This window comes from Agromyces bracchium, assembly GCF_009709675.1.
GTDB lineage: Bacteria > Actinomycetota > Actinomycetes > Actinomycetales > Microbacteriaceae > Agromyces > Agromyces bracchium.
Genome location: NZ_WMLB01000025.1, coordinates 1 through 26118 on the forward strand (window position 1 = coordinate 1; position 26118 = coordinate 26118).

A 26118-nucleotide genomic window follows, 5' to 3' on the forward strand; every position below is an offset into this window, starting at 1 on the left:
GAATCTTGCGATTCATCAGGGGTTTTTGGTGGATCTGAGGGGACTCGAACCCCTGACCCCCTGCATGCCATGCAGGTGCGCTACCAGCTGCGCCACAGACCCGTTTCGGATTTCGCTGCCCGCTCGGGGCAACGGATTCAGCCTACACCAGCCCCCCGAGGGAAATGAAATCGAGCCGACCTCAGCTGCGCGATGCGCTTCCGGCACCCGTCGTCGACTCGTCGCGCTCGATGAGCGGGGCCACAGGGATCGCCGGGCAGTCGCGCCAGAGGCGCTCGAGACCGTAGTACATGCGCTCCTCGCGGTGGAAGACGTGAACGACGAGGTCGCCGAAGTCGAGCAGGGCCCAGCGTCCGCCGTCGCGTCCCTCGCGGCGCGCGACGTCCTGGCCCTCCTCGCGGAGCGCCTCGACGACCGCATCGGCGATCGCGACGACGTTGCGCTCGGCAGAGCCGGTGACGAGCAGGAAGACGTCCGCGAACGGAAGCGGCTCGGACACGTCGAGTGCGACGAGGTCCTCACCGCCCTTCGCGTCCGCTGCGCGCGCAGCGATGGCGAGCAGGCGGTGTGCGTGGTCGGTTGCGGTCATGTCCTCGACTTCCCGGGAGCCGGCGGTCGGCCCGCCCCCATCATGCCCTCGATCAGAAGAGCCCCGCCATCGCGCCGACGACGAGGGTCGCCACCACGCCGAGCGCGAGCACGCCCGCGGTGACGGCGAGCACGAGCGGCACGTTCATGCCCTCCTTGCTCGGCGGAGCCATCATGGCCTTGCTCGGCTGCTGCGTGCTGATCGCCCGGGTCGCCGCGACCGGCGCGACACCGGGGCCCGCCAGGTCTTCGACCGAATCGAACAGGCGGTCGACGTCGCTCGAGTCGATCTGGCTCGGGTGCACACCGGTCGCACCGTAGCTGCGGGGCAGGTCGATCGACCCGGTCACGATGATCTCGCCGCTCGGTGCGAGCTGCTGGCCGAGCGGGCCCTCGTCGGGCAGCGACGGCAGGATCAGCGCGTTCGTCGTGGTAGGGACCCCACGCGGCGAGCCGCCGCGCGAGAGCAGCTGGTCGTACGGCTCGGAGTGGTCCTCCGGGAGGTTCAGCTGCGAGGTCCAGTGACCGACGGGCTTCGGAGCGGCGACGGGCTCGTCGAGCCCGGCGTCGACGGTCGTGTGCGGTGCCGCGGCGCGAGACGGCGCCGGCTGGTGGGGGTGCCGCGGCGGTTGGAACTCGTCGCGCGGCCGCCCTGAAGCGGGCGCCTGCGGCTGGCGCTGCGCAGCGCCGCCGGCGGGCATCGGTCGCTGCGGGGCGGCCTCCTGCTCGACTTCGTCGATGTCGTCGAAGCCGTCTCCCGAGTGCGACTCGAGCATCGCGCGCAGCTCGCGACGGGTCAGCGTGCGCTCGGGCGTCGTCTGCGGCGCGGGCGCGCTTCGCGGCGGCCCCTGCGGGGGCCGCGGCGAGCCGCCGCCGGGCGGAACCTGCCCCGGATACGGCCGGTTGTCGACCGGAACGGGCATCGGTCCCGACGTCGTCGCGGACCGCGGCGGCTGCGCGGCGCGCTGCGGGGCCTGGGCCGGCGCACCGGGCGCGGGCGCAGGCGACCGCCTGCGCGGGTCGTTCCACCCCTGCGGCGGTCGCTGCGCCGGCGGGGCCTGGCGCGGGTCGGCCTGACGCTGGGGCGGGCCCGACGGCCCGCCGGGGGCGGTTCGGGCGGGCTGCGCGGCGCGTGGGTCGGGGCCCTGCGAGTAGGCCGGCTGTGCCGGCTGCTGCGGGTACGGCTGCGCCGCCGGCGCTGGAGGCTGGGCCGGAGCTGGTGCGGCGCCCTCGGGCGACGACGACGCGGCGCGCTGCTGCTCCAGCATGCGCTCGCGCTCGCGCATCTCGCGGCGCGTGAGCGGCGGTTCCTGCGACGACGTCATTCGACACTCCGGTAGAGGTGGTGCTTGGAGATGTACTGGACGACCCCGTCAGGCACCAGGTACCACACCGGTGATCCCCGGTGCACTCGATCCCGGCAATCGGTCGACGAGATCGCCAACGCCGGGACTTCCAGCAAGCTTACGTCCTGCTCGGGCAGTCCCGAAACGGACAGTACATGTCCCGGTCGACTCACAGCCACGAAGTGCGCGAGGTTCCAGAGCTCCTCCACGTCCTTCCAGGACAGGATCTGCGCGATCGCATCGGCGCCAGAGATGAAGAAGAGGTCGGCGTCGGGCCGCTCCCGGCGGATGTCTCGGAGCGTGTCGATCGTGTAGGTCGGCTTCTCTCGGTCGATGTCGACCCGGCTGACCGTGAACCGCGGATTCGACGCGGTGGCGATCACGGTCATGAGGTAGCGGTGCTCCGCCGGCGTCACGACCTCCTTGTAGTACGGCCGGCCGGTCGGGACGAACACGACCTCGTCGAGACCGAACTCCTGCGCCACCTCGCTGGCCGCCACGAGGTGCCCGTGGTGGATGGGGTCGAACGTGCCGCCCATCACGCCGAGGCGCGGGCGCCGCGCTGCCGAGGTCATGGCCGGGCCGATGCGATCAGTGACCGCCGTGCTCGCCTCCGGCGTGGCGGGCCGCGTACGCCTCGGCCTTCGAGCGGTGGCGGTTCGCCACGTCGCGGTACGAGTAGACGACGAAGCCGAGCGTCACGAAGATTCCGAAGACGATGACGCCGTACCAGATCGGGTCGAACGGGAGCTCCCTCGCGAACTCGGTCTCGGTCAGGACGCGTGTCTGCAGTGCGGTCGCCAGGCTCATCAGCCGTTCCTCCAGGTGTTTCGGGTGACGCTCGGGACAGTCTATCGGTGCGGGCGGCCCCGCCGCGGCTCAGGCGCGCACGTGGCCCGCGCCGCGCACGATCCACTTCGTGCTCGTGAGCTGGGGCAGGCCCATCGGGCCGCGGGCGTGGAGCTTCTGCGTGGAGATCCCGACCTCGGCGCCGAAGCCGAACTCCGCGCCGTCCGTGAAGCGGGTGGAGGCGTTGACCATGACCGCCGCGGCATCCACCTCGTCGAGGAACCGCTCGGCGTTGCCCAGGTCGTTCGTGACGATCGATTCGGTGTGCTTGGTCGAGAACCGCCGGATGTGGGCGAGCGCGTCGTCGAGCGAGTCGACCACGCCGACGTTGAGGTCGAGGCTCATGTGCTCGGTGGCCCAGTCCTCGTCGGTCGTCGGCAGCGCGCCCGGGTGCATGGCGCGCACGCGCTCGTCGCCGTGCACGGTGACGCCGGATGCCTCGAGCCGGGCGAGCACGGGAGGCAGCAGCCGCTCGGCGGCGTCGGCGTGCACGAGCAGCGTCTCGAGCGCGTTGCAGACGCTCGGTCGCTGCACCTTGGCGTTGTGCACGAGGTCGACCGACCAGTCCTCGCGCGCGCTCGCGTCGAGGAACATGTGCACGACGCCGGCACCGGTCTCGATCACGGGCACGGTCGCCTCGTCGACGACGGCGCGGATGAGGGCCGCGCTCCCCCGCGGGATCAGCACGTCGACGTGGTCGCGAGCACGCATCAGGTGTCGGGCGCCCTCGCGGCCGTAGTCGTCGACAGTCTGCACGAGGTCGCCCGGGAGGCCGGTGCTCGCGATCGCCTCGCGGAGCACCTCGACGAGCACGGCGTTGGTGCGCTCGGCTGCGGAGCCTCCGCGCAGGGCGACCGCGTTGCCGCTCTTCAGCGCGAGGGCCGCGATGTCGACCGTGACGTTCGGGCGCGCCTCGTAGATCGCGCCGACGACGCCGAGCGGCACGCGCACCTGCTCGATGCGCACGCCGTTCGGGAGCGTGCGACCGCTCACGGTCTCGCCCACGGGGTCGCCGAGCCCGACGACGTCGAGCACCGCGTCGGCGATCGCGCCGATCCGGCGTTCGTCGAGCGTGAGTCGGTCGAGCAGGCCCGTGCCGAGCCCCGCCGCGCGACCGCGTTCGAGGTCTTCACGGTTCGCCGCGACGATGTCGTCGACCCGTGCCCGGAGCCGGTCCGCGATCGCCGCGAGCGCGGCATCCTTCTCGGCGGTCGTCGCACGCGCGAGGCGGCGCGAGGCCTCCTTCGCGGCGGCGAGGCGCGCGTCGAGCACCTCGGCGAGGTCGGCGGGAGCGGTGGCGACGTCGGTCATGCGTCCAGCCTAGTTCCGGCTCAGGGGCCGGATGCCGCGTGTGACGTCAGCGTTCGGCGGGCTCGAACCAGGTGCCTACGGGCTCGCCCGCGAGCGCCTCGTCGACGAGCGAGGTCGCGGTCACGAGCACCCCGGTGCCGGATGCCGCGGCGATGCGTGCGGCCGACACCTTCGTCTCGGCGCCGCCGGTGCCGACGCCGGCACGGCCGACCGAGCCGATCTCGACGCCCTCGAGCTCGTCGCCGAAGGGCACGTGCGCGATGCGCTCGGCACCCGGCAGGTGCGGGGGGCGGGTGTAGAGCGCGTCGACGTCGGAGAGGAGCACGAGAAGGTCTGCGCCGGTGAGCTCGGCGACCATCGCGGCGAGCCGGTCGTTGTCGCCGAAGCGGATCTCGTGGGTGGCGACCGTGTCGTTCTCGTTCACGATCGGCAGGATGCGGAGGCCGAGCAGTCGCTCCATCGCGCGCTGGGCGTTCAGGCGGTGGGTCGAGTTCTCGAGGTCGCCGGCGGTGAGCAGCACCTGGCCGGCCACGATCCGGTAACGCCGGAGCGACTCCTGGTACCGGTAGATGAGGATGTTCTGGCCGACGGATGCCGCGGCCTGCTGGGTCGCGAGGTCGTCAGGTCGCGCGTCGAGCTGCAGGTACGGCATGCCGGTCGCGATCGCGCCGGAGGAGACGAGCATCACCTCGGCGCCGCGTGCGTGCGCGGACGCGAGGGCGTCGACGAGCGGCGCGATCTGGCCGACGTTCTCACCGGAGATCGAGGAGGAGCCGACCTTGACGACGATGCGACGCGCGGTGGTGATCGCATCGCGGGTGAGGCCCGTCATCCCCGTCCCTCGTCGTCGACGTCGGCGGCATCGTCCTCGTCGACCCAGATCCCGGCCTCGCGCTCGCGCTCGAGCTCGGCGCGGGCCTCGGCCTTGGCGTCCATGCGGTCGTGGTAACCGGCGCGCCGCTCGGCGCGCGTGGCGCGACGGTTCTCATCGAGGCGATCATCGGTGCCACGGGGCGACGAGATGAGCTCGGCCGTGGAGGTGAGCGTGGGCTCCCAGTCGAAGACGACGCCGGCTCCGGGGCCGATCACCACGGTCGAGCCGGCGACGGCGCCGGCCCGGACCAGCTCGTCTTCGACACCGAGGCGGGCGAGCCGGTCGGCGAGGTAGCCGACGGCCTCGTCGTTCTGGAAGTCGGTCTGCGCGACCCACCGCTCGGGCTTCGTGCCGAGAACCCGGTAGATCGTGCCGTAGCTGCCGCCCTCGGGCTTCACGACGAACTCCACCTCGCGCACGGCCTTGGGCCGGAGCACGATGCGCGGTGCCTCGGGCGCCTGAGCCGCCTCGGCTCGGGCGTGGTCGACGACCTCGCCGAGCGCGAAGCCGAGCTGGCGGAGGCCCTCGTGGCTGACGGTGGAGATCTCGAACACGCGGTAGCCGCGCGATTCGAGCTCGGGGCGAACGAATTCGGCGAGCTCGCGCGCCTCGGGCACGTCGATCTTGTTGAGCGCGACGAGCTGCGGGCGCTCGAGGAGCGGCACCTGGCCCTCGGGCACCTCGTACGCCTCGAGCTCGCGGAGGATCACGTCGAGGTCGGTGATCGGGTCGCGGCCGGGCTCGAGCGTCGCGCAGTCGAGCACGTGCAGCAGCGCCGAGCAGCGCTCGACGTGGCGGAGGAACTCGAGGCCGAGGCCCTTGCCCTCGCTCGCGCCCTCGATGAGGCCGGGGACGTCGGCCACGGTGAACCGGTGATCGCCGGCCTGCACGACGCCGAGGTTCGGGTGCAGGGTCGTGAACGGGTAGTCGGCGATCTTCGGCCGCGCCGCGGAGAGCGCGGCGATGAGGCTCGACTTGCCGGCCGACGGGAAGCCGACGAGCGCGACATCCGCGATGGTCTTCAGCTCGAGCGTGACCTCGCCCTCGTGGCCCGGCGTACCGAGCAGTGCGAAGCCGGGCGCCTTGCGCTTCGGGGAGGCGAGGGCCGCGTTGCCGAGACCCCCCTGGCCTCCGGGGGCGACGACGAAGCGCATGCCGGGCTCGGTGAGGTCGACGAGCTCGGTGCCGGCCTCGTCCTTGACGACGGTGCCCACGGGCACGGGCAGTTCGAGGATCTCGCCGGCGGCGCCGGAGCGGTTGTCGCCCGCGCCGGGCTGGCCGTTCTCGCTCGAACGGTGCGGGCGCCCGTGGTAGGCGAGGAGCGTGGTGACCTGTGGGTCGGCCACGAGCACGATGTCGCCGCCGTCGCCCCCGTTGCCGCCGTCGGGGCCGGCGAGCGGCTTGAACTTCTCACGGCGCACCGACACGCAGCCGTTGCCGCCGTGGCCGGCGCGCAGGAACAGGCGCACCTGGTCGACGAAGCTCACCATCGCCGCATCACTCCTTCTGTGGAAACACGTGAGGGCGAGCCGAAGCTCGCCCTCACGACTACCGGTCGCTGCTTACGCGTCGACCGAGACGATGTTCACGACCTTGCGGCCGCCCTTGTTGCCGAACTCGACGGCGCCTGCCTCGAGGGCGAACAGCGTGTCGTCGCCGCCACGACCCACACCCGCACCGGGGTGGAAGTGCGTGCCGCGCTGGCGGACGAGGATCTCGCCGGCCGAGACGACCTGACCGCCGAAGCGCTTCACGCCGAGGCGCTTGGCGTTCGAGTCACGACCGTTGCGAGTGGAGCTCGCACCCTTCTTGTGTGCCATTGTCCCTGTCTCCTCTGGCCGTTACTTGATGCCGGTGATCTTGACGCGCGTGAGCTCCTGACGGTGGCCCTGGCGCTTCTTGTAGCCGGTCTTGTTCTTGAACTTCTGGATCACGATCTTCGGACCGCGCAGGTCGTTCAGGACCTCGGCCGTGACCGTGACCTTGGCGAGCGACTTCGCGTCGGAGGTGATCTTGTCGCCGTCCACGAGGAGGACGGGCGTGAGCTGGACGTTGCCGTCCTTGTCGGCCGCGATCCGGTCCATCGTCACGATGGTGCCGACCTCGACCTTCTCCTGCCGGCCACCGGCGCGCACTACTGCGTAAACCACTTCTCGTACCTATCTCCAGGGAGTCTCGCGACTCCTACGAATTTGATGGGATGTCACTGCGCGGATGACCCCAGCGGGAAGGAGGGTCGTCACTGCCAGAAAACTGTGCGTGCCGGCCGGGATAAGCGGCGGCACCAACGGTCGAGTTTACCGGATGCCGGCAGGGCGGTCAAACGGGCGCCGACCGCGTGTCGAACGTGCTCCGAGCGGATGCCGCGGGCGCGGCGTACACTCGCCCCATGGCCGTGCTGATCGACCCGCCGCTCTGGCCCAAGCACGGCACCGTCTGGTCGCACCTGGTGAGCGACACGTCGATCGAGGAACTCGTCTCCTTCGCCGATCGGATGGAGATCCCCCGGCGCGGCTTCGACCTCGACCACTACGACGTGCCCGCCGAACGCTACGACGAGCTCGTCGCGGCCGGCGCCGAGCCCGTGCCGCCGCGCGACCTGGTCCGCCGGCTCGCGGCGAGCGGCCTGCGGGTCACGCCGCGCGAGCGGCGGGCCTCACTCGGACGCTGAGTCCGCCGACGAGCCGTCGGGCCGCGTGATGACCGGCGGTGCACCCGCCGGGCTGAGCGCGGCCGTGGAGACGCGGCGGCTGCGCGAACGCGAACGCCCCTCCCCCGCGGCCTTCGGCGCCGGAAGCGCGTCGAGCACCGAGTCGAGCAGGTTCTCGGCTTCCGAAACGCGAGCGGGCCGTTCGCGGCGCGCGGGCGCCTCGGGCAGATCGATGAGCGCCGTCGGGCGCGTCTCCGCCTGCTCCGGAGTGGGCGCCGACTCATTCGCCGGTCGGTCTGCGGATGCCTCGGCCGCGCGCTCCTCGCGCTCGCCCGACGGCGAGCGGTCGCCGTTCTGCTGCGAGCCCGACCCGCGCGAGCGGCGACGGCCGCGGCGACGCTCGCTCCGCTGGCCGGACTCGGTGCCGGCGGGCGCGGCATCCGTCGTCTCGGACTCGGCGGCGGGAGCCGTCGACGTGGCCTCGGCGGTCGCGTCTGCGGACGCCGGCGCCTCAGCGGGCGCGGCCGGACGGTGCTCCTGGTGCGCGACGGTCGACGCGGCGATCTGGGCGAGGGCGTTCTTCACGTCCTCCGTGATCGCATGAGTGCCCTGGTGCGCCTTGTCGACGGCGGGCGGCTGCGACTGGCCGCCGCCGTTGCCGCCGCCGCGGTTGCGGCGACGCTCGACCTGCTGCTGCGGGGCGCGGTGCTTCGCGACGGGCTCGTGGTGCACGATGATGCCGCGGCCGGCGCAGACCTCGCACGGCTCGCTGAAGGTCTCGAGGAGCCCGAGGCCGAGCTTCTTGCGCGTCATCTGGACGAGGCCGAGCGACGTCACCTCGGCGACCTGGTGCTTCGTGCGGTCGCGCGAGAGGCACTCGACGAGACGTCGCAGCACGAGGTCGCGGTTGGACTCGAGCACCATGTCGATGAAGTCGACGACGATGATGCCGCCGATGTCGCGCAGGCGCAGCTGGCGGACGATCTCCTCCGCCGCCTCGAGGTTGTTCTTCGTGACCGTCTCCTCGAGGTTGCCGCCGGAACCGACGAACTTGCCCGTGTTGACGTCGACGACGGTCATCGCCTCGGTGCGGTCGATGATGAGCGAGCCGCCGGAGGGCAGCCAGACCTTGCGCTCGAGCGCCTTCTCGATCTGCTCGGTGATGCGGAACTCGTCGAACGCGTCGCGCTCGCCCTCGTACGCCTCGACGCGCTCGAGGAGGTCGGGGGCGACCTGGCCGAGGTACTTCTCGATGGTCCGGCGCGCCTCGTCGCCCGCGATGATCATCTTCTGGAAGTCCTCGTTGAAGACGTCGCGGACGATCTTGATGAGCAGGTCGGGCTCGGAGTGCAGCAGCGCCGGCGCCTGGACCTTCTCGATGGTCTGCGAGATGTCGGCCCACTGGCTGATGAGCCGGTTCACGTCGCGCGTGAGCTGCTCCTCGGTGGCGCCCTCCGCGGCCGTGCGCACGATGACGCCCTGGTTCTCGGGGAGCACCTCCTTCAGGATCTTCTTGAGGCGTGCGCGCTCGGTGTCGGGGAGCTTGCGGCTGATGCCGTTCATCGAACCGTTCGGCACGTACACGAGGTAGCGGCCCGGGAGCGAGATCTGGCTGGTCAGGCGCGCGCCCTTGTGGCCGACCGGGTCCTTCGTGACCTGGACGAGCACCCGGTCGCCGGGCTTCAGCGCGAGCTCGATGCGGCGCGGCTGGTTCTTCTCGCCGTTCTCGGCTGCGGCCTCCCAGTCGACCTCGCCCGAGTAGAGCACGGCGTTGCGGCCGCGGCCGATGTCGACGAACGCCGCCTCCATCGAGGGCAGCACGTTCTGCACGCGACCGAGGTAGACGTTGCCGATGAGCGACGCGTCCTGGTTGCGGGCGACGTAGTGCTCGACGAGCACGTCGTCCTCGAGCACGCCGATCTGGATGCGACCGCCCTTCTGGCGGACGACCATCCGGCGGTCGACCGACTCGCGGCGCGCCAGGAACTCGGCCTCGGTGATCACCGCGCGGCGGCGACCCGCGTCACGGCCGTCGCGACGGCGCTGCTTCTTCGCCTCGAGCCGGGTCGAGCCCTTGACCTTCTGCGGCTCGGTGATGAGTTCGGGCTCGCGGGGCTTGCGGACCTTGACGACCGTGTTCGCGGGGTCGTCATCGTTCGATCGCGACTCCTCGCCGCTGCGGCGGCGCGACCGGCGACGCACGCTCGACCCCTCGCGGTCGGCTTCGCGCGCGCCGTCGCGGTCGTCGCCGCGCTCGGGACCGGACCCGGCGGGCGGCGCGTACACGGGCGGCGCGTGGAAGATCAGGGAGGTGGTCGAGAGCACCGACGGGATCGGCGACCCGGGCTCGGCCGAGTCATCCGTGGCGGATGCCTCGTCCGCGACGACGTCGGCGGCGGCATCCGGTTCGGCATCGGTCGTCGCGGCCTCGGCGGGCTCGGCCTGCTCGGCCGCCACGTCAGCCTCGGACGGCTCGGTCGTGGGCGCTTCGGCGACCGCGGATGCCTCGGCGGCCGGCTGCTCGACGACGGCCTCTTCGACGGAGGTGGTCACGGGCTCGTCGGCGGGCGGCGGCACGTCGGCGGCGAGATCGCCTGCCGGAGCATCCGCCGCGTTCCGCGGCACGACCTGCGCACGGCGGCCGGTACGGCGACCCCCGAAGATTCCGCCCCGACGTCGAGGCTCGTCGCCTCCGGGTTCGCTCGGCGGTGTTGCGTTGTCTTCCACCATCTCTGGTGCACTCCTACACCGGGTGCGACGGCCGCGCCATCGTTCCCGTACTCCTCAGAGCGGTCCGGCGCGTTTCCTGCCGTTCCGCCAATCCTTCACTGCTGCGCCCGGCGGGTGCCGGTGACGCCAAATCTCGCGGTTCCTCCGCGGATGGGATGCGGTGCATCCTCGAAGCCCTCGTTGGCGTCGCACCGGGCGCGGCCCGGGCGACTGCAACGATTATCGCACGCTCTCCCAGCGACCCGGCGAATCGCCGTGCCAGAATCGTGGGCATGCCCGACTCCCCCCGCGGATCCCGACCGATCGGCGTCGCCGTCTTCCTCCTCGTCGCGGGGGCGCTGGGGCTCCTCGCCGCGTTCGAGCTGTCGCTCGAGAAGGTGCTGACGCTCGCCGATCCGAGCCACATCCCGAACTGCAACGTCGGCGTGCTCGTCGGCTGCAGCACCAACCTCGCGTCGTGGCAGGGCAGCCTCTTCGGGTTCCCGAACCCCTTCATCGGGCTCATGGCCTGGCCCGTCGTCATCACGATCGCGATGGCCCTGTTCGCCGGCGCCGGCTTCGCGCGCTGGTTCTGGATCGGGCTGAACGTCGGCGTCACGGGCGCCGTCGTGTTCGTCGGCTGGCTGATCTACCAGAGCATCTACGTGCTCGACGTGCTGTGCCCCTGGTGCATGCTCACCTGGGCGGTCACGATCCCGACCTTCCTCGTCGTCACGCTGCGGAACCTCCGCGAGGGCGTGTTCGGCGACGCACCGGGCCTCCGGCGGTTCGGGGCATCCGCCATGGGCTGGATCGTGGTGATCACCGCGGCCTGCTACGCGGTCGTGATCGTCCTCGCGCAGGCGCAGATGAACGCGATCCCGCGCGTCATCATCGACCTGCAGAACCTCTTCTGAACCGCCCGGCGCGCGTCCGCGCCGGTTCGGCGCACAGACGGCGGCGGGGCCGCGACATCCGCTGATCGGATGCCGCGGCCCCGCCACGCAGGTTCGTCAGGCGAACCAGAGCGAGAGCTCGCGCTCGGCCGACTCGACCGAGTCGGAGCCGTGCACGAGGTTCTGCTGGACCTTCAGGCCCCAGTCGCGCCCGAAGTCGCCGCGGATCGTGCCGGGCAGCGCCGTGGTCGGATCGGTCGCACCCGCGAGCACGCGGAAGCCCTCGATCACGCGGTTGCCGGCGACGCGCATCGCGACGACCGGGCCCGACTCCATGAACTCCATGAGCGGCTCGTAGAACGGCTTGCCCTCGTGCTCGGCGTAGTGCTGTGCGAGCAGGTCGCGATCGGCCTGCACCATGCGGACGTCGACGAGCGAGTAGCCCTTCGCCTCGATGCGGCGCAGGATCTCGCCGGTGAGGTTGCGCGCGACGCCGTCGGGCTTGACGAGGACGAGGGTCTCTTCGATGGCGGTGGTCATGCGGATTCCTTTCCTGGGTCGGCGACCGCGGCGGCCTCGGCCGCCCGGGCACGATCGATGCGCGCGCCGACGATCATGCAGTACGCCCACATGCCGCCGAACAGCGCGCCGACGACGAACATCGCCGGGTTGAGGAGCCCCGAGAGGATGAGCAGCACCTGCAGGGCCCAGCCCAGCACGTACGCCCACCCGTAGCGGAGCAGGGGGATGGTGATGACGAGGCCGAGGATCACGACGCCGCCCGCGGCGAGCGGCACCCAGGTCGGCAGGCCGAACGCGCCGCCGTCCTCGCGCGAGAGCCCCCAGATCACGAGGGCCGCGAGGAAGACCACGACGACCTCGAAGGTGAGCACGATCGACGCGAGGCTCTCGCGCACCGAGCGGGGGCGGCGCGCCGGTCGCGCAGGCGCGGCGTCCGCGCTCGCGGCGCCGTCGGCCGGATCCTCCGCGCCCGTCGGCTCGTCGCCCGGGCTCGGCGCGGCGGCGGTCATCGGTCGCTCCAGCCGCGGTCCTCGGCGATCGCGAGGACGTCGCCGACGAGCGTGATCGAGCCGGTGACGACGACGGCGCGCTTCTCGGCGCGCTCGGCCCAGTCGCGTGCCTCGTCGAGCGCGTCGTCGAGTCGCTCGGCGACGTCGACGCGTTCAGGTGAGACGACGGATGCCACGACGGCCGCGAGCTCCTCGGCGGGCACGGCGCGGTCGGACTCCGATCGGGTCACGATGAAGTGGGCGCCCGTCGGCTCGAGCGCGCGAACGATGCCCGCTGCGTCCTTGTCGCCGAGCACGCCGAGCACGATCACGAGCTCATCGAAGTCGAACACCTCGCCGAGCGCGGCGACGAGCGCCGTCGCGCCGTGCGGGTTGTGCGCGGCGTCGACGAGGATCGTCGGGTCGGTCGAGACGAGCTGCAGGCGGCCGGGCGAGGTGACGGCGCCGAGGCCGGCCTCGAGCACGTCGTCGGCGAGCCGCACGGCGCGGCCGAGGAACGCCTCGACCGCGGCGATCGCGACGGCCGCGTTCTCGGCCTGGTGGCGGCCGTGCAGCGGCAGCGCGAGGTCGCGGTACTCCCCCGCGAGCCCGCGGACCGAGACGAGCTGCCCGCCGACGGCCACGCGCGAGTCGAGCACGGCGAACGCGCCGCCCTCGACCGCGAGGCTCGCCTCGTTCCGCTCGGCGACCTCGCTCAGCACCGTGAGGGCCGCCGGGTCCTGGAACGCGGTCACGACCTCGGCGCCGGGCTTGATGATGCCCGCCTTGGTGCGCGCGATCTCCGCGATCGTCCGGCCGAGGCGCTGCTCGTGGTCGATCGCGATCGGCGTGATCACGGCGACCTGGCCGTCGGCGACGTTGGTGGAGTCCCACTCGCCGCCCATGCCGACCTCGAGCACGACGACGTCGACGGGCGCGTCGGCGAACGCCGCGAACGCCAGCACGGTGAGCGCCTCGAAGTAGGTCAGCGCCTCCTCGCCCGCGGCCCGCAGCTCGTCGTCGACGATCGCGACGACGGGCGTGATCTCCTCCCAGATGCGGGCGACGGCTTCGTCGGCGATGGGCTCGCCGTCGATGCGGATGCGCTCGGTGAACCGCACGAGGTGCGGGCTCGTGAGCAGGCCCGTCCGGAGACCCTGCGCGCGCAGGATGGACTCGATCATCCGGCTCGTCGACGTCTTGCCGTTGGTGCCGGTGAGGTGGATGACGGGGGCCGCGCGGTGCGGGTCGCCGAGGAGCTCCACGGCCCGCCTGGTCGCGTCGAGCCGCGGCTGCGGCGCCGACTCGCCGACGCGCTCGAGCAGGTCGGCGTACACGGCGTCGGCCGCGTCGCGCTCCTCGGGCGTCGACTCGGGGATCGCGTCGGTCATCGGGCGGCCTCCGTCAGCTTCGCGACGGCGACGAGCAGCTTCGAGCCGTCGCCGAGCTTGTGGGCGGCCTCGCCGTCGACGTCGCCGATCGTGACGAGCACCTCGGGCGCGAGCGTCTCGCGGCCGATGAGGTCGCGGTGCGCCTCGGCGGCCGCGGCCCCCGCGGCGTCGAGCGTGAGATCGAGGCGGATGCGGTCACCGACCTCGAGCCCGGCGGCCTTGCGCGACTCCTGCACGGCGCGGACGATGTCGCGCGCGAGGCCCTCGGCCTCGAGCTCGGGCGTCGTGCGCACGTCGAGGATCGCGAAGCCGCCGTCGGCGAGGAGGCCGAGCGCGTTGCCGCCGTCGGCGCCGCCGCTCGCCTCGAGCACGAGGTCGTACTCGCCCGGCTCGAGCGCGATGCCTCCGGCCACGACCACGTCGCCGTCGAGCGACCAGTCGCCGCCGCGCGCCGCCTGGATCGCCTGCTGCACCTGCTTGCCGAGACGCGGACCCGCGGCGCGGGCGTTCACCGTGAGCCGCTTGGTCACGCCGTAGGCCGCCGCGCTCGAGTCGTCGAGCTCGACGAGGTCGACGCGCTTGACGTTCAGCTCGTCGCGCAGGATCGACTCGAACGGCGCGAGGCTCGCGGCATCCGTCGTCACGACCGTGAGCGACGCGAGCGGCAGGCGCACGCGGCGACCGGCCTGCTTGCGGAGCGCCAGCACGGCGCCGGTGACCTCGCGGACGGCGTCCATGGCCGCGACGAGCTCGGGGTCGGCCGGGAACTCATCGGCGACCGGCCAGTCGGCCAGGTGCACGCTGCGGCCGCCCGTGAGCCCGCGCCAGATCTTCTCGGTCACGAGCGGCAGCATCGGCGCCGCGAGACGCGTGAGCGTCTCGAGCACGGTGTACAGCGTGTCGAACGCCTCGGTGCCGGTCGAGGCGCCCGCGCCGTCGTCGCCCACGCCCTGCCAGAACCGGTCGCGCGATCGACGCACGTACCAGTTGGTGAGCACGTCGCCGAAGTCACGGAGCTTCTGCGACGCGAGCGTCGTGTCGAAGTCCTCGTAGTCGGCGGTCACGGCCTCGACGAGGTCGCGGAGCTTCGCGAGCAGGTACCGGTCGAGCACGTCGGTCGACGCGGTCGAACGGGATGCCTCGTAGCCGCCCTCCGTCGCCGTGTTGGCGTACAGCGAGAAGAAGTACCAGGTGCTCCAGAGCGGCAGCATGAGCTGGCGCACGCCCTCGCGGATGCCCTCCTCGGTCACGACGAGGTTGCCGCCGCGCAGCACCGGGCTCGACATGAGGAACCAGCGCATCGCGTCGGACCCGTCGCGCTCGAACACCTCGGAGACATCCGGGTAGTTGCGCAGCGACTTCGACATCTTCTGCCCGTCGCTGCCGAGCACGATGCCGTGGCTCACGACGTTCTTGAACGCCGGACGGTCGAAGAGGGCGGTGGCGAGCACGTGCATGACGTAGAACCAGCCGCGCGTCTGCCCGATGTACTCGACGATGAAGTCGGCCGGGTTGTGCGTGTCGAACCAGTCCTGGTTCTCGAACGGGTAGTGCACCTGTGCGAACGGCATCGAGCCCGAGTCGAACCACACGTCGAACACGTCGGAGATGCGTCGCATCGTCGACTTCCCGGTCGGGTCGTCGGGGTTCGGCCGCGTGAGCTCGTCGATATACGGGCGGTGCAGGTCGGGCTCGCCCTCGGGGTTCGTCGGCACGCGGCCGAAGTCGCGCTCGAGCTCCTCCAGGGAGCCATAGACATCGACGCGCGGGTACTCGGGGTCGTCGCTCTTCCACACCGGGATCGGCGAGCCGAAGTACCGGTTGCGGCTGATCGACCAGTCGCGGGCGTTGCCGACCCACTTGCCGAACTGGCCGTACTTGACGTTCTCCGGCACCCAGGTGATGTCCTCGTTGAGCTCGCTCATGCGGTCGCGGAACTCGGGCACGCGCACGAACCAGCTCGAGACCGCCTTGTAGATGAGCGGGTTCCGGCAGCGCCAGCAGTGCGGGTACGAGTGCTCGTAGCTCGCCTGTCGGAGCAGGCGACCCTCGGCCTTGAGCAGCTGCGTAAGCGGCTTGTTCGCGTCGGACCACAGCAGCCCCGCGACATCCGTCACCTCGGGGAGGAACCGGCCCGAGTCGTCGACCGAGATCACGACGGGGATGCCGTGCGCCTCGCAGACCTTCTGGTCCTCCTCGCCGTAGGCGGGGGCCTGGTGGACGATGCCCGTGCCGTCCTCGGTGGTGACGTAGTCGGCGACGAGCACGCGCCAGGCGCGCTCGAGGCCGAACTTCTCGACGTCGGCGTAGTAGTCGAAGAGCCGGTCGTAGGTCACGCCGTCGAGCTCGGCGCCCTGCACCGTGCGGGAGACCGCCGCGCGCGCCTCGTCGGCGGAGTCGTAGCCGAGCTCCTTGGCGTAGTTGCCGACGAGGTCCTGCGCGAGCAGGTACTCGGCGCCCAGCACCTCGGTGTCGTCGGCGCCGCCGGGGGCGTGCTCGCGGAGGACCGTGGCATCCGGCGTGCCGTTCGGGCCGGCGGGCACGACGGCGTACGTGATCTCGGGCCCGACGGCGAGCGCGAAGTTCGTCGGCAGGGTCCAGGGCGTGGTCGTCCAGGCGAGGGCGCGCACCGCGGTCAGGCCGAGCGCCTCGGCCTTCGCGCCCGTGAGCGGGAAGGTGACCGTGACGGTCTGGTCCTGGCGCGGCTTGTAGACGTCGTCGTCCATGCGCAGCTCGTGGTTCGACAGCGGCGTCTGGTCGCGCCAGCAGTAGGGCAGCACGCGGTGGCCCTCGTAGGCGAGGCCCTTCTCGTGCAGCGTCTTGAACGCCCAGAGCACCGACTCCATGAAGGTCACGTCGAGCGTCTTGTAGTCGTTCTCGAAGTCGACCCAGCGCGCCTGGCGGGTGACGTAGTCCTGCCACTCCTCGGTGTAGCGGAGCACGGCGTCGCGCGCGGCGCGGTTGAACGCCGCGATGCCCATCTCCTCGATCTGCACCTTGTCGGTGATGCCGAGCTGGCGCTCGGCCTCGAGCTCGGCGGGCAGGCCGTGCGTGTCCCAGCCGAAGCGGCGGTGCACCTGCTTGCCGCGCATCGTCTGGAAGCGCGGGAAGACGTCCTTGGCGTAGCCGGTGAGGAGGTGCCCGTAGTGCGGCAGGCCGTTCGCGAAGGGCGGGCCGTCGTAGAAGACCCACTCCTCTGCACCTTCGCGCTGGTCGATCGAGGCCTGGAAGGTGCCGTCGGCCTTCCAGTGCGCGAGCATCTCCTGCTCGATCGCCGGGAAGGACGGCGACGGCGTGACGGACTGCGGCTCGGGGTCCTGGCCCTTGGGGTACAACGCTCGCTCCTGCTGGATCTCGCCGGTTCACGAGGACGGCTGGCTCGTCGAGCTCCACCGCGGTACCACCCCGCTTGCCCCGGCGATGCCGGAACCTCTCGTTCGTCAGCTGTGACGGGCTGGACCCGTTCGGTTCTACTGACGGGCCGGATGCCTGGGCACCCGTTCCGCGTTCTTCCGAAGACTCCCCGGTGATGGCCGGATCGACGTCGCTGCCGTCAATGGTACCGCGCGCTCCGGCGCGGCGCGCGCCCGGTCGCGACAGGGCCGGCGGCGGGGCGGGGCGCTAGCGCCAGGCCTCGCGGACGAGCGCGAGCAGCGCCTCCCGGTCGACGCCGTTCAGCCGCGCCTCGTCGACGAGGTCGTGGATGGCTCCCGCCAGCGCAGTGTGGTGGCCGAGCCGTTTCGCGACCGTCGCGCCCCGGCCGGGGTGCAGCTCGATGAACCCCTCGTCGCGGAGCAGGCGGTAGGCGCGGAGCGCGGTGTTCACGTTGACCCCGAGCTGGCCGGCGAGCCCGCGCGCGGGCGGCAGTCGCTCGCCGAACCCGATCCGCCCGTCGACGATCGCGGCGCGCAGGGCGTCGGCGAGCCGTTCGAAGATCGGCCCCGGGGCCGCGGGATCGATGGCGATGCGCACGCGCCGAGCGTACCAGTTGTGCTCGTCGGAGCATCACAACTGTCGCAATCGGCTTGTCGAGGCATCCGCGCGCTGTCAGGATGGCTCGACGTGACCTCCGAAGCCCCATCCCCCGCTTCCCTTCCCGCCTCCTCGTCGCCCGTCCGGCGCGTCGCCTGGGCGTCCATGATCGGCACGTCGCTCGAGTCGTTCGACTTCTACGTGTTCGCCTACTTCAGCGCGTACTTCATCGGCCCGCTGTTCTTCGACCCGCTCGGGCAGTTCGGCGGCACGCTCGCCGCGTTCGCCACGATCGGCGTCGCGTTCGTGGTGCGCCCGCTCGGCGCCGCGATCTTCGGCCACATGGGCGACCGGCTCGGCCGACGCGCGACGCTGCTCTGGACGGTCGGCATCATGGGCGTCGCGACGGGCCTCATCGGCCTCCTTCCGACGTACGCGCAGGCCGGATGGCTCGGCGCCGTGCTCCTCGTCCTCCTCCGCGTCGCGCAGGGCCTCTCCCTCGGCGGCGAATGGGGCGGCTCGATCCTCCTCGCGACCGAGCACTCGAGCCCCGTCAAGCGTGCGTTCTACGCCGCGGTGCCGCAGCTCGGCTCCCCCGTCGGGTCGATCCTCTCCGCGGTCGTCTTCATCGTGATGACCCTCGCGCTCCCGGCCGAGGAGCTCGCGGCGTGGGGCTGGCGCATCCCGTTCCTCCTCGCGATCCCGCTCCTCGCCGTCTCGCTGTACCTCCGCCTCTCGATCGACGAGACCCCGGTCTTCAAGGCCGTCGTCTCGGAGCAGCGCCGCGACCGCGTGCCGTTCGCCACGATGTTCCGAGCGCAGCCCACCGCGCTCGTCATCGCGTTCGGCGCGGCCCTGCTCGGCATCGGCTCGTACTCGCTGATGAACACGTACACGATCAACTACGGCGTGACGACGCTCGGCTTCACCTTCCAGGACCTGCTCGTCGCGACGACGATCGGCGGGCTCCTCCAGCTCGTCACCATCCCGCTGTTCGGCTGGTGGGCGACCCGCGTCGGCTCGGCGAAGGTCGTCGCCTACGGCGCGCTCGGGACGCTGCTCATCACGTTCCCGATGTACTGGCTGCTGCAGTTCGCGAGCTTCCCGGTGCTCGTGGGCACGATGATCGTCGGCGGCATCCTGCCGACCATGTCGTGGGCCGCGCTCGGCGGGCTCATGAACGACCTCTTCGCCGATCACTACCGCTACTCGGCGCTCTCGGTCGCGTACGCGGTCGCGGCGGCGGTCAGCGGATTCATCCCGCTCGTCACCACGCTGCTCGGCGAGTCGACCGGCTACGTCTGGTGGCACCCGGGCGTGGTGCTCGCGCTGCTCTCGGCGATCACGCTGGTCTCCGCGTGGGCGGCCGCGCGCATGCGGCGCGCGCCGATCTCCGAGGACGGCCTGGAGGTCGAGCCCGCGACCGTCTGAGTCCGGTCGGCCCGAGAACGGGGGCGGATGCCGCGGCGCGAGCCCGCGGCATCCGCCCCCGTCGTCGTGGGCCGCCCCGGCACCCGCATCCCCGCCGGTCACGGCGGATTCCCCCGACTCCGGTAGGCTTGACTGTCGCACATTCAGGCACCCCAATGGACTCGGTGCCGCACATACCGAACCGGAGCATCATGACCGACACCGCGCGCATTCCCGACAAGCCCGCCCTCGAGGGCCTCGAGACCAAGTGGGGCGGCGTCTGGGAGACCGAGGGCACGTACCGGTTCGAGCGTGACGGCGCGACCCGCGAGCACGTCTACTCGATCGACACGCCGCCGCCCACCGCCTCCGGGTCGCTGCACATCGGGCACGTGTTCTCGTTCACGCACACCGACGTCGTCGCCCGCTTCCAGCGCATGCGCGGCAAGCACGTCTTCTACCCGATGGGCTGGGACGACAACGGCCTGCCGACCGAACGCCGCGTGCAGAACTACTACGGCGTGCGCTGCGACCCGTCGCTGCCGTACGTGCCCGACTTCACGCCGCCGCACGAGGGCACCGAGGGCAAGACCATCAAGCCGGCCGACCAGGTGCCGATCAGCCGCCGCAACTTCATCGAGCTGTGCGAGCGCCTCACCGCAGAGGACGAGCAGCAGTTCGAGGCGCTCTTCCGCCAGCTCGCGCTGTCGGTCGACTGGACCCAGACCTACCGCACCATCGCCGACGAGGCGCTCTTCACGTCGCAGCTCGCGTTCGTGAAGAACGTCGAGCGCGGCGAGGCCTACCAGGCGCTCGCGCCGACGCTGTGGGACATCACGTTCCGCACCGCGGTCGCGCAGGCCGAGCTGGAGGACCGGGAGCAGCCGGGCCACTACCACCGCGTGGCGTTCGCGAAGCCCGACGGCGGCCACATCGAGATCGAGACGAGCCGTCCCGAGCTGATCCCCGCGTGCGTGGCGCTCGTGGCCCACCCCGACGACGAGCGGTACCAGCCGCTGTTCGGCACGACCGTGACCACGCCGTTGTTCGGCGTCGAGGTGCCCGTCGTGGCGCACCACCTCGCGCAGAAGGACAAGGGCACCGGCATCGCCATGATCTGCACCTTCGGCGACGTGACCGACGTCGTGTGGTGGCGCGAGCTCGACCTGCCCAACCGCGCGATCATCGGCTTCGACGGCCGCATCATCGCCGAGGCGCCCGAGGCGATCACGAGCGAGGCCGGCCGCGAGGCGTACGCGAAGCTCGCGGGTAAGACCGCGTTCTCGGCCAAGCAGGCCGTCGTGGAGCTCCTCCGCGAGTCGGGCGACCTGCTCGCCGACCCCAAGGCGATCACGCACCCCGTGAAGTTCTACGAGAAGGGCGACCGCCCGCTCGAGATCGTGTCGACGCGCCAGTGGTACATCGTGAACGGCGCTCGCGACGCGGGCCTGCGCGATCGACTCGTGCAGCGCGGCCGCGAGATCGACTGGCACCCCGACTTCATGCGCGTGCGCTACGAGAACTGGGTCGGCGGGCTGTCCGGCGACTGGCTCATCTCGCGCCAGCGGTTCTTCGGCGTGCCGATCCCCGTCTGGTACCCGATCGACGCCGACGGCAACCCGGTGCACGACCAGCCGATCATCGCGCCCCGCGAGATGCTGCCGGTCGACCCCTCGTCGACGCCCGCGCCCGGGTACGACGAGGCGCAGCGCGACCAGCCGGGCGGCTTCGTCGGTGAGCACGACATCATGGACACGTGGGCGACCTCGTCGCTCACGCCGCAGCTCGCGGCCGGCTGGGAGCGCGACCCGGAGCTGTTCGACCTGCTCTTCCCGTACTCGCTGCGTCCGCAGGGCCAGGACATCATCCGCACGTGGCTCTTCTCGACCGCGCTGCGCGCCGAGCTCGAGCACGGCGTCGCGCCGTGGACGAACGCGGCCATCTCCGGCTTCATCGTCGACCCCGACCGCAAGAAGATGTCGAAGTCGAAGGGCAACGTCGTGACGCCCGCCGGCCTCCTCGACCAGCACGGCGCCGACGCGGTGCGCTACTGGGCAGCATCCTCGCGCCTCGGCACCGACGCGGCCTTCGACCCGCAGAACCCGACGCAGGTGAAGATCGGCCGGCGCCTCGCCATCAAGGTCCTGAACGCCGCCAAGTTCATCCTCACCTTCGACGGCGCAGCGGATGCCGCGGTCACGGTGCCTGTCGACCGCAGCATGCTCGCCGGGCTCGCGACGGTCGTCGAGCAGGCGACGCGGGCGCTCGAGTCGTACGACCACGCCCGCGCCCTCGAGGTCTCGGAGACGTTCTTCTGGACGTTCTGCGACGACTACCTCGAGCTCGTCAAGGAGCGCGCGTACGGCGAGGCGAGCCCCGAGCAGGCCTCGGCCGTCGCCGCGCTGAAGACCGCGCTCAGCGTGCTGCTGCGCCTCTTCGCGCCCGTGATCCCGTACGCCGCCGAGGAGGCGTGGAGCTGGTCGAACGAGGGCTCGGTGCACCGGGCCGCGTGGCCGGCCGTCGAGGAGCTCGCCGCACGCGGCGAGGCGGGCGTGGAGCTCCTCGAGCTCGCGAGCCTCGCCCTCACCGGCATCCGCCGCGCGAAGACCGACGCGAAGGCCTCGCAGAAGACGCCGGTGGCGAGCGCCGTGATCGCCGCACCCGCCGCCGCGACGGCCCTCCTCGCCTCGGCCGAGGGCGACCTGCGCGCCGTCGGACGCATCGGCGACCTCGGCTTCGCCGAGGCCGAGGTGCTCGAGGTGCGCGACGTCGTGCTGGAGATCCCGCAGGAGGAGGCGAGCGCATGAACGTGACCGTCCGGGAGGTCGCCGAGAACGACTTCTTCGCCTGGCTTCCGCTCTTCGACGCGTACTGCACCAGTCGCGGGCGACGGCTCGACGACACCAAGGCGCTCATCGTGTGGAGCTGGATCCAGGAGCCGCGCAATGCGCTCCGCGCCGCCGTCGCGGTCGACGACGAGGGGAACCTCGTCGGTCTGGTCCACGCGCACCCCGAGCCGCGCACGCTCGACGCCAGCACCGGCATCGTCGTCGACGACCTCTTCGTCGTCGAGGCGCACCGCGGAGCCGGCGTCGCCGGGCGCCTGCTCGAGCACGTGCGCACGCTCGCGGCCGAGCTGCACGCCACCCGCATCACGTGGGCGACCGATCCTAGCGACGCCGAGGGCCTGCGGCTCTCCGACGAGATCGCGCGCCGCTCCCCCGCCGTCGTCTTCGAGATGGAGCTCTGATGCAACTCGGAACACGCTGGGCCTTCGGGGACGAGCCGCCGCGATCGGTGCCCATGGAACTGCGACCGGGAATCGTCGCGGCGGAGTCGGGCACGCCCGACGGCGCCGGCCGGCACTGGACCCTCACCTGGCTCGAAGGCCGGCCGATCGCCGAGCTCGATGACGGCACGGTCGTGACGCTCGAAGCCCCGGGCGGCCAGGGCGCGGGCGACGACGGCGACGACTGGTAGCACGCCCGGCAGGGGCGTCCGGTGCGATCTACACCCGGGCGAGGATCTCGCCGTGCGGCATGAGGAACCACCCGTCCGGGTCGGCCGCCCACCGACGCCAGGCCGCTGAGATCGCCTCGAGCTCCGTGCGCGAGGCGTGGCCCGATTCGATCGCGTGGGCGGCGAAGGTCGACTCGAGCGCGCGCTCGGCCCAGTTGCCGCCCCACCACTCCCGATCGCGGTCCGACGCGAACACCCAGACCGAGCCGCTCGCCTCGACCTCGGCGAACCCGGCCGCACGCGCCCAGCGCGTGAGGTGGCGGCCGGCGTTGCCGTCGCCGCCGTTCCACGCGCAGACGAGCTCGTTCAGCTCACGCCACCGCAGCAGCTCAGGCGCCTCCGGACTCCAGATCACGCCGCCGTAGTCGACGTCGCGCGCGGCGAGCAGACCACCCGGCCGCAGCACGCGCCGGAACTCCCGCAGCGCGTCGATCGGGCGAGCCAGGTGCTGGAGCACCTGATGCGCGTGCACGACGTCGAACACGCCGTCGGGGAAGTCGAGGCGGTAGGCATCGCCCGTACGGAACTCGGCGTTCGGCACGCCCTCGCTCTCCGCGAGGCCCTGCGCACGCGCGACGACCTCCTCGGAGGCGTCGACGCCGACGACGTGCCCCGGACGCACGCGGCGCGCGAGGTCGAGCGTGATGGAGCCAGGCCCGCTGCCGATGTCGAGCACCCGCATCCCCTCGCGGAGGTGCGGGGCGAGGTAGGCCGCGGAGTTGTCGACCGTGCGCCATTCGTGCACGCGGAGGACGCTCTCGTGGTGGCCGTGCATGTATGCGTCGCGGGTCGACGCCGCGGTGTGCTGCATGACCCGAGCCTATGCCTCCACGGGCCCCGACGCGCCGGGAAAAGAAACGAGGGAGGCCCCGTCCGGGACCTCCCTCATCGATCGAAGACTCAGATCGCGAAGCCGAGCGCGCGCATCATGTCGCGCCCGTCGTCCGTGATCCGCTCGGGACCCCACGGCGGCATCCACACCCAGTTGATGCGGAACCGCTCGACGGTGCCGTCGAGTGCCTCGGCGGTCTGCTCCTCGATGACGTCGGTCAGCGGGCAGCCCGCGCTCGTCAGGGTCATGTTGATGACGAGCGCATCGTGCTCGTCGTCCCAGTTCAGGTCGTAGATGAGCCCGAGGTCGACGATGTTGACGCCCAGCTCGGGGTCGACGACATCCTTCAGCGCCTCACTGATCTCGTCGAAGCGCTCGGGTGCGAGTGAGGTGACCATGCGTTCAGCCTACGCCCGACTACTGCGTCGCCGACTCGGCGACGTGGTAGCGGTCGTAGCCCTCCTCCTCGAGGCGGTCGGCGAGCTCGGGGCCGCCCTGCTCGGCGATCTTGCCCGCGACGAACACGTGCACGAAGTCGGGCTTGATGTAGCGCAGGATCCGCGTGTAGTGGGTGATGAGCAGGATGCCGAGGCCGGTGTTCGCGTGCGCGCGGTTGACGCCCTCGGAGACGACCTTCAGCGCGTCGACGTCGAGGCCCGAGTCGGTCTCGTCGAGCACCGCGAACTTGGGCTTCAGCAGCTCGAGCTGGAGGATCTCGTTGCGCTTCTTCTCGCCGCCCGAGAAGCCCTCGTTGACGTTGCGCTCGGCGAAGGCCGAGTCCATCTTGAGGTTCGTCATCGCGCCGCGCACGTCCTTCAGCCAGGTGCGGATCGAGGGCGCCTCGCCGTCGATCGCGGTCTTGGCGGTGCGGAGGAAGTTCGTGACCGTGACGCCCGGGATCTCGACCGGGTACTGCATGGCGAGGAACATGCCCGCGCGGGCGCGCTCGTCGACCGACATCTCGAGCACGTTCTCGCCGTCGAGCAGGATCTCGCCCTCGACGACGGTGTACTTCGGGTGGCCGGCGATCGTGTAGGCGAGCGTCGACTTGCCGGAGCCGTTCGGCCCCATGATCGCGTGGATCTCGCCCTCGCGGATGGTCAGGTCGACGCCGCGGAGGATCTCGCGGGTGCCCTGGTCGGTCTCGACGTTGACGTGCAGGTTCTTGATCTCGAGCACGGACATGGTGATTCGGTGTCTCTTTCGTTGGTGGCCGGCCGCTCGGGCCGGGAGTTCATGGGAGTCGGTGGTCAGACGGCGAGCTTCACCGCGGGGTCGATGAAGACGCCCCCGTCGGTGATCTCGACCTGGTAGACGGGCACGGGCTCGTACGCCGGCAGCGTGAGCGGCTTGCCCGTGAGGAGGGAGAACTTCGAGCCGTGGGCCCAGCACTCGAGCGTGTCGTCCTCGACGAATCCCTCGGAGAGCGAGATGTCGCCGTGGGTGCAGGTGTCGCCGATGGCGAAGATGTCGCCGGCCGCGTCCTTCACGACAGCGATCGGCACGCCGTCGACGACGAACTTCTGCGCCTCATTGGTCGCGAGGTCGTCGACCCCGCACACGCGAGTGGATGCCACGTCAGCTCCCCTGGAGTTCCGCTTCGAGCGCCCGGATGAGACGCTCCTCGAGTTCGGCGTCGCCGATCTGCTGCACGACCTCGGCGAGGAAGCCGCGCACGACGAGACGGCGCGCCTCGTCCTCCGGGATGCCGCGAGCCTGCAGGTAGAACAGCTGCTCATCGTCGAACCGGCCGGTCGCCGACGCGTGGCCGGCGCCCTCGATGTCGCCCGTCTCGATCTCGAGGTTCGGGACCGAGTCGGCGCGCGTGCCGTCGGTGAGCACCAGGTTGCGGTTCTGCTCGTAGCTGTCGGTACCGGTCGCCGTGTTGCCGATGAGCACGTCGCCGATCCAGACGCTGCGCGCGCCCTCGCCCTGCAGGGCGCCCTTGTACGTCACGCGCGAGCGCGTGTGCGGGGCGTCGTGGTGGACGAAGACCTGCTGCTCGAGGTGCTGGCCGGCGTCGGAGAAGTAGAGTCCGAGCGCCTCGACGTCGGCGCCCTGCTCGGCGAGGTGCGTCGACGGGTTCACCCGCACGACCTTCCCGCCGAGGGAGACGACGATGTGCTTGAGCTTGGCGTCGCGGCCGATGCGCGCGAAGTGGCTCGCGAGGTGGACCGACTCGTCGGTCCACTCCTGGAGGGAGACGACGGTGAGGTTCGCGCCCTCGCCGACGACGACCTCGACGTTCTCGGTGAGCCGGGCGTCGCCGATGCCGCGCAGCACGACGAGTGCCTGACTGAAGGGCGCGGCCTCGATGACGGTGTGGGCGGCGCGCGGGGCCGTGCCGAGTCCCGAGCGGGTCACGGTGACGGTCTTCGCCTCCTCGCCGGCGACCTCGACGAGCAGCGCCTCGCCGAAGCTCGACCAGGCGTTCGCCGACGCGCGCTCCTCCGGGGTGCCGGCACGGCCGACGCGGGCGTCGTCGCGCGGGATCCAGGAGAGGGAGACGCCCGTGGCATCCGTCGCCTCGACCTCGACGCGCGAGCCGTCGAGCTCACCCGAGGTGAGGTCGGCGAACGCGGCGACGGGCGAGTACTTCCACTCGTGCTCTCGGCCGGTGATGGGCGCGAAGTCGGCGACGTCGGTCGAGCGGAACCGCTCGGAACGCGTCTGGACGGGCACGATCGGGCCGTCGGAGTGCGCACGGATGCCGTGCTGCTCGGGGGTGGGCAGGGCGGTGCTCTGCATCGCGGTGCTCATC

At 71.5% G+C, this 26118-nt stretch carries 26 protein-coding genes and 1 tRNA gene; 6 read left to right on the plus strand and 21 right to left on the minus strand.

Annotation, left to right across the window (positions count from 1 at the left end):
* Positions 1–26: 26 nt before the first annotated feature.
* The 10 genes from GJ743_RS11415 to rplU form a co-directional block, all read right to left on the minus strand.
* Positions 27–102, minus strand: a tRNA-Ala gene (locus tag GJ743_RS11415).
* Positions 103–181: 79 nt separating this feature from the next.
* Complete coding sequence (rsfS, locus tag GJ743_RS11420; RefSeq protein ID WP_155052067.1) at positions 182–589, minus strand: ribosome silencing factor; 408 nt, start codon at positions 587–589, stop codon at positions 182–184.
* A gap of 52 nt (positions 590–641) precedes the next feature.
* Positions 642–1913: a hypothetical protein gene (locus GJ743_RS11425; RefSeq protein ID WP_155052068.1), complete on the minus strand. Its 1272-nt coding sequence runs from the start codon at positions 1911–1913 to the stop codon at positions 642–644.
* Entirely contained in the window at positions 1910–2509 is a 600-nt protein-coding gene (nadD, locus tag GJ743_RS11430) for a nicotinate-nucleotide adenylyltransferase (RefSeq protein WP_155052069.1), read from the minus strand. The genes GJ743_RS11425 and nadD overlap by 4 nt, the downstream gene beginning before the upstream one ends.
* 16 nt (positions 2510–2525) lie before the next feature.
* Entirely contained in the window at positions 2526–2744 is a 219-nt protein-coding gene (locus tag GJ743_RS11435) for a hypothetical protein (RefSeq protein ID WP_155052070.1), read from the minus strand.
* Positions 2745–2813: 69 nt separating this feature from the next.
* Complete coding sequence (locus GJ743_RS11440; protein WP_155052071.1) at positions 2814–4094, minus strand: glutamate-5-semialdehyde dehydrogenase; 1281 nt, start codon at positions 4092–4094, stop codon at positions 2814–2816.
* Positions 4095–4140: 46 nt separating this feature from the next.
* Entirely contained in the window at positions 4141–4926 is a 786-nt protein-coding gene (proB, locus tag GJ743_RS11445) for a glutamate 5-kinase (protein ID WP_155052072.1), read from the minus strand.
* Complete coding sequence (gene obgE, locus GJ743_RS11450; protein WP_155052073.1) at positions 4923–6458, minus strand: GTPase ObgE; 1536 nt, start codon at positions 6456–6458, stop codon at positions 4923–4925. Before obgE ends, proB begins: the two co-directional genes overlap by 4 nt.
* 72 nt (positions 6459–6530) lie before the next feature.
* Positions 6531–6788 carry a 50S ribosomal protein L27 gene (gene rpmA, locus GJ743_RS11455; RefSeq protein WP_067948501.1) on the minus strand — a complete coding sequence of 86 codons (258 nt, stop codon included), beginning with the start codon at positions 6786–6788 and terminating at the stop codon, positions 6531–6533.
* Positions 6789–6809: 21 nt separating this feature from the next.
* The gene (gene rplU / locus GJ743_RS11460; protein WP_166548834.1) at positions 6810–7118 is read right to left on the minus strand and encodes a 50S ribosomal protein L21; all 309 of its coding nucleotides are present in this window, start codon (positions 7116–7118) and stop codon (positions 6810–6812) included.
* A gap of 239 nt (positions 7119–7357) precedes the next feature.
* On the opposite strand from rplU, the gene GJ743_RS11465 reads away from it, so the two are divergent.
* The gene (locus GJ743_RS11465; RefSeq protein WP_155052074.1) at positions 7358–7639 is read left to right on the plus strand and encodes a DUF4031 domain-containing protein; all 282 of its coding nucleotides are present in this window, start codon (positions 7358–7360) and stop codon (positions 7637–7639) included.
* On the opposite strand, the gene GJ743_RS11470 is transcribed toward GJ743_RS11465, so the two are convergent.
* Entirely contained in the window at positions 7625–10348 is a 2724-nt protein-coding gene (locus tag GJ743_RS11470; RefSeq protein WP_155052075.1) for an Rne/Rng family ribonuclease, read from the minus strand. The genes GJ743_RS11465 and GJ743_RS11470 overlap by 15 nt on opposite strands.
* A 272-nt stretch (positions 10349–10620) precedes the next feature.
* Here GJ743_RS11470 and GJ743_RS11475 point away from each other — a divergent pair, with 272 nt between their 5' ends.
* Entirely contained in the window at positions 10621–11244 is a 624-nt protein-coding gene (locus tag GJ743_RS11475; protein ID WP_155052076.1) for a vitamin K epoxide reductase family protein, read from the plus strand.
* Positions 11245–11340: 96 nt separating this feature from the next.
* Here GJ743_RS11475 and ndk read toward each other — a convergent pair whose 3' ends face one another.
* From ndk to GJ743_RS11500, 5 genes are all read right to left on the minus strand, one after another.
* Positions 11341–11763, minus strand: a complete 423-nt coding sequence (ndk, locus tag GJ743_RS11480) for a nucleoside-diphosphate kinase (RefSeq protein WP_155052077.1) — start codon at positions 11761–11763, stop codon at positions 11341–11343.
* The gene (locus GJ743_RS11485) at positions 11760–12254 is read right to left on the minus strand and encodes a DUF4233 domain-containing protein (RefSeq protein ID WP_155052078.1); all 495 of its coding nucleotides are present in this window, start codon (positions 12252–12254) and stop codon (positions 11760–11762) included. The genes ndk and GJ743_RS11485 overlap by 4 nt, the downstream gene beginning before the upstream one ends.
* Positions 12251–13624 (minus strand): bifunctional folylpolyglutamate synthase/dihydrofolate synthase, encoded by a 1374-nt coding sequence (locus tag GJ743_RS11490; RefSeq protein ID WP_155052079.1) that lies wholly within the window; start codon positions 13622–13624, stop codon positions 12251–12253. The genes GJ743_RS11485 and GJ743_RS11490 overlap by 4 nt, the downstream gene beginning before the upstream one ends.
* Complete coding sequence (gene ileS, locus GJ743_RS11495) at positions 13621–16959, minus strand: isoleucine--tRNA ligase (RefSeq protein ID WP_155052080.1); 3339 nt, start codon at positions 16957–16959, stop codon at positions 13621–13623. The genes GJ743_RS11490 and ileS overlap by 4 nt, the downstream gene beginning before the upstream one ends.
* 286 nt (positions 16960–17245) lie before the next feature.
* Positions 17246–17596: a GntR family transcriptional regulator gene (locus GJ743_RS11500; RefSeq protein ID WP_328289094.1), complete on the minus strand. Its 351-nt coding sequence runs from the start codon at positions 17594–17596 to the stop codon at positions 17246–17248.
* Positions 17597–17686: 90 nt separating this feature from the next.
* Between GJ743_RS11500 and GJ743_RS11505 the strand changes: the two genes are divergently transcribed.
* From GJ743_RS11505 to GJ743_RS11520, 4 genes are all read left to right on the plus strand, one after another.
* A complete protein-coding gene (locus GJ743_RS11505; protein WP_328289095.1) occupies positions 17687–19027 on the plus strand; it encodes an MFS transporter in 1341 nt (446 codons plus the stop codon).
* A gap of 191 nt (positions 19028–19218) precedes the next feature.
* The gene (gene valS / locus GJ743_RS11510; RefSeq protein WP_155052081.1) at positions 19219–21813 is read left to right on the plus strand and encodes a valine--tRNA ligase; all 2595 of its coding nucleotides are present in this window, start codon (positions 19219–19221) and stop codon (positions 21811–21813) included.
* Positions 21810–22256, plus strand: a complete 447-nt coding sequence (locus GJ743_RS11515) for a GNAT family N-acetyltransferase (RefSeq protein WP_155052082.1) — start codon at positions 21810–21812, stop codon at positions 22254–22256. The genes valS and GJ743_RS11515 overlap by 4 nt, the downstream gene beginning before the upstream one ends.
* Entirely contained in the window at positions 22256–22486 is a 231-nt protein-coding gene (locus GJ743_RS11520) for a hypothetical protein (protein ID WP_155052083.1), read from the plus strand. Before GJ743_RS11515 ends, GJ743_RS11520 begins: the two co-directional genes overlap by 1 nt.
* 28 nt (positions 22487–22514) lie before the next feature.
* Here the strand turns inward: GJ743_RS11520 and GJ743_RS11525 are convergent, their stop codons facing one another.
* The 5 genes from GJ743_RS11525 to sufD form a co-directional block, all read right to left on the minus strand.
* Positions 22515–23336: a methyltransferase domain-containing protein gene (locus tag GJ743_RS11525; RefSeq protein WP_155052084.1), complete on the minus strand. Its 822-nt coding sequence runs from the start codon at positions 23334–23336 to the stop codon at positions 22515–22517.
* Positions 23337–23425: 89 nt separating this feature from the next.
* Positions 23426–23755: a metal-sulfur cluster assembly factor gene (locus GJ743_RS11530; RefSeq protein ID WP_092669939.1), complete on the minus strand. Its 330-nt coding sequence runs from the start codon at positions 23753–23755 to the stop codon at positions 23426–23428.
* 19 nt (positions 23756–23774) lie between these two features.
* Positions 23775–24542, minus strand: a complete 768-nt coding sequence (sufC, locus tag GJ743_RS11535) for a Fe-S cluster assembly ATPase SufC (RefSeq protein WP_155052085.1) — start codon at positions 24540–24542, stop codon at positions 23775–23777.
* 65 nt (positions 24543–24607) lie between these two features.
* Positions 24608–24934 carry a non-heme iron oxygenase ferredoxin subunit gene (locus GJ743_RS11540; RefSeq protein WP_328289096.1) on the minus strand — a complete coding sequence of 109 codons (327 nt, stop codon included), beginning with the start codon at positions 24932–24934 and terminating at the stop codon, positions 24608–24610.
* A 1-nt stretch (position 24935) separates the two neighbouring features.
* Positions 24936–26117 carry a Fe-S cluster assembly protein SufD gene (sufD, locus tag GJ743_RS11545; RefSeq protein WP_155052086.1) on the minus strand — a complete coding sequence of 394 codons (1182 nt, stop codon included), beginning with the start codon at positions 26115–26117 and terminating at the stop codon, positions 24936–24938.
* Position 26118: the final 1 nt, after the last annotated feature.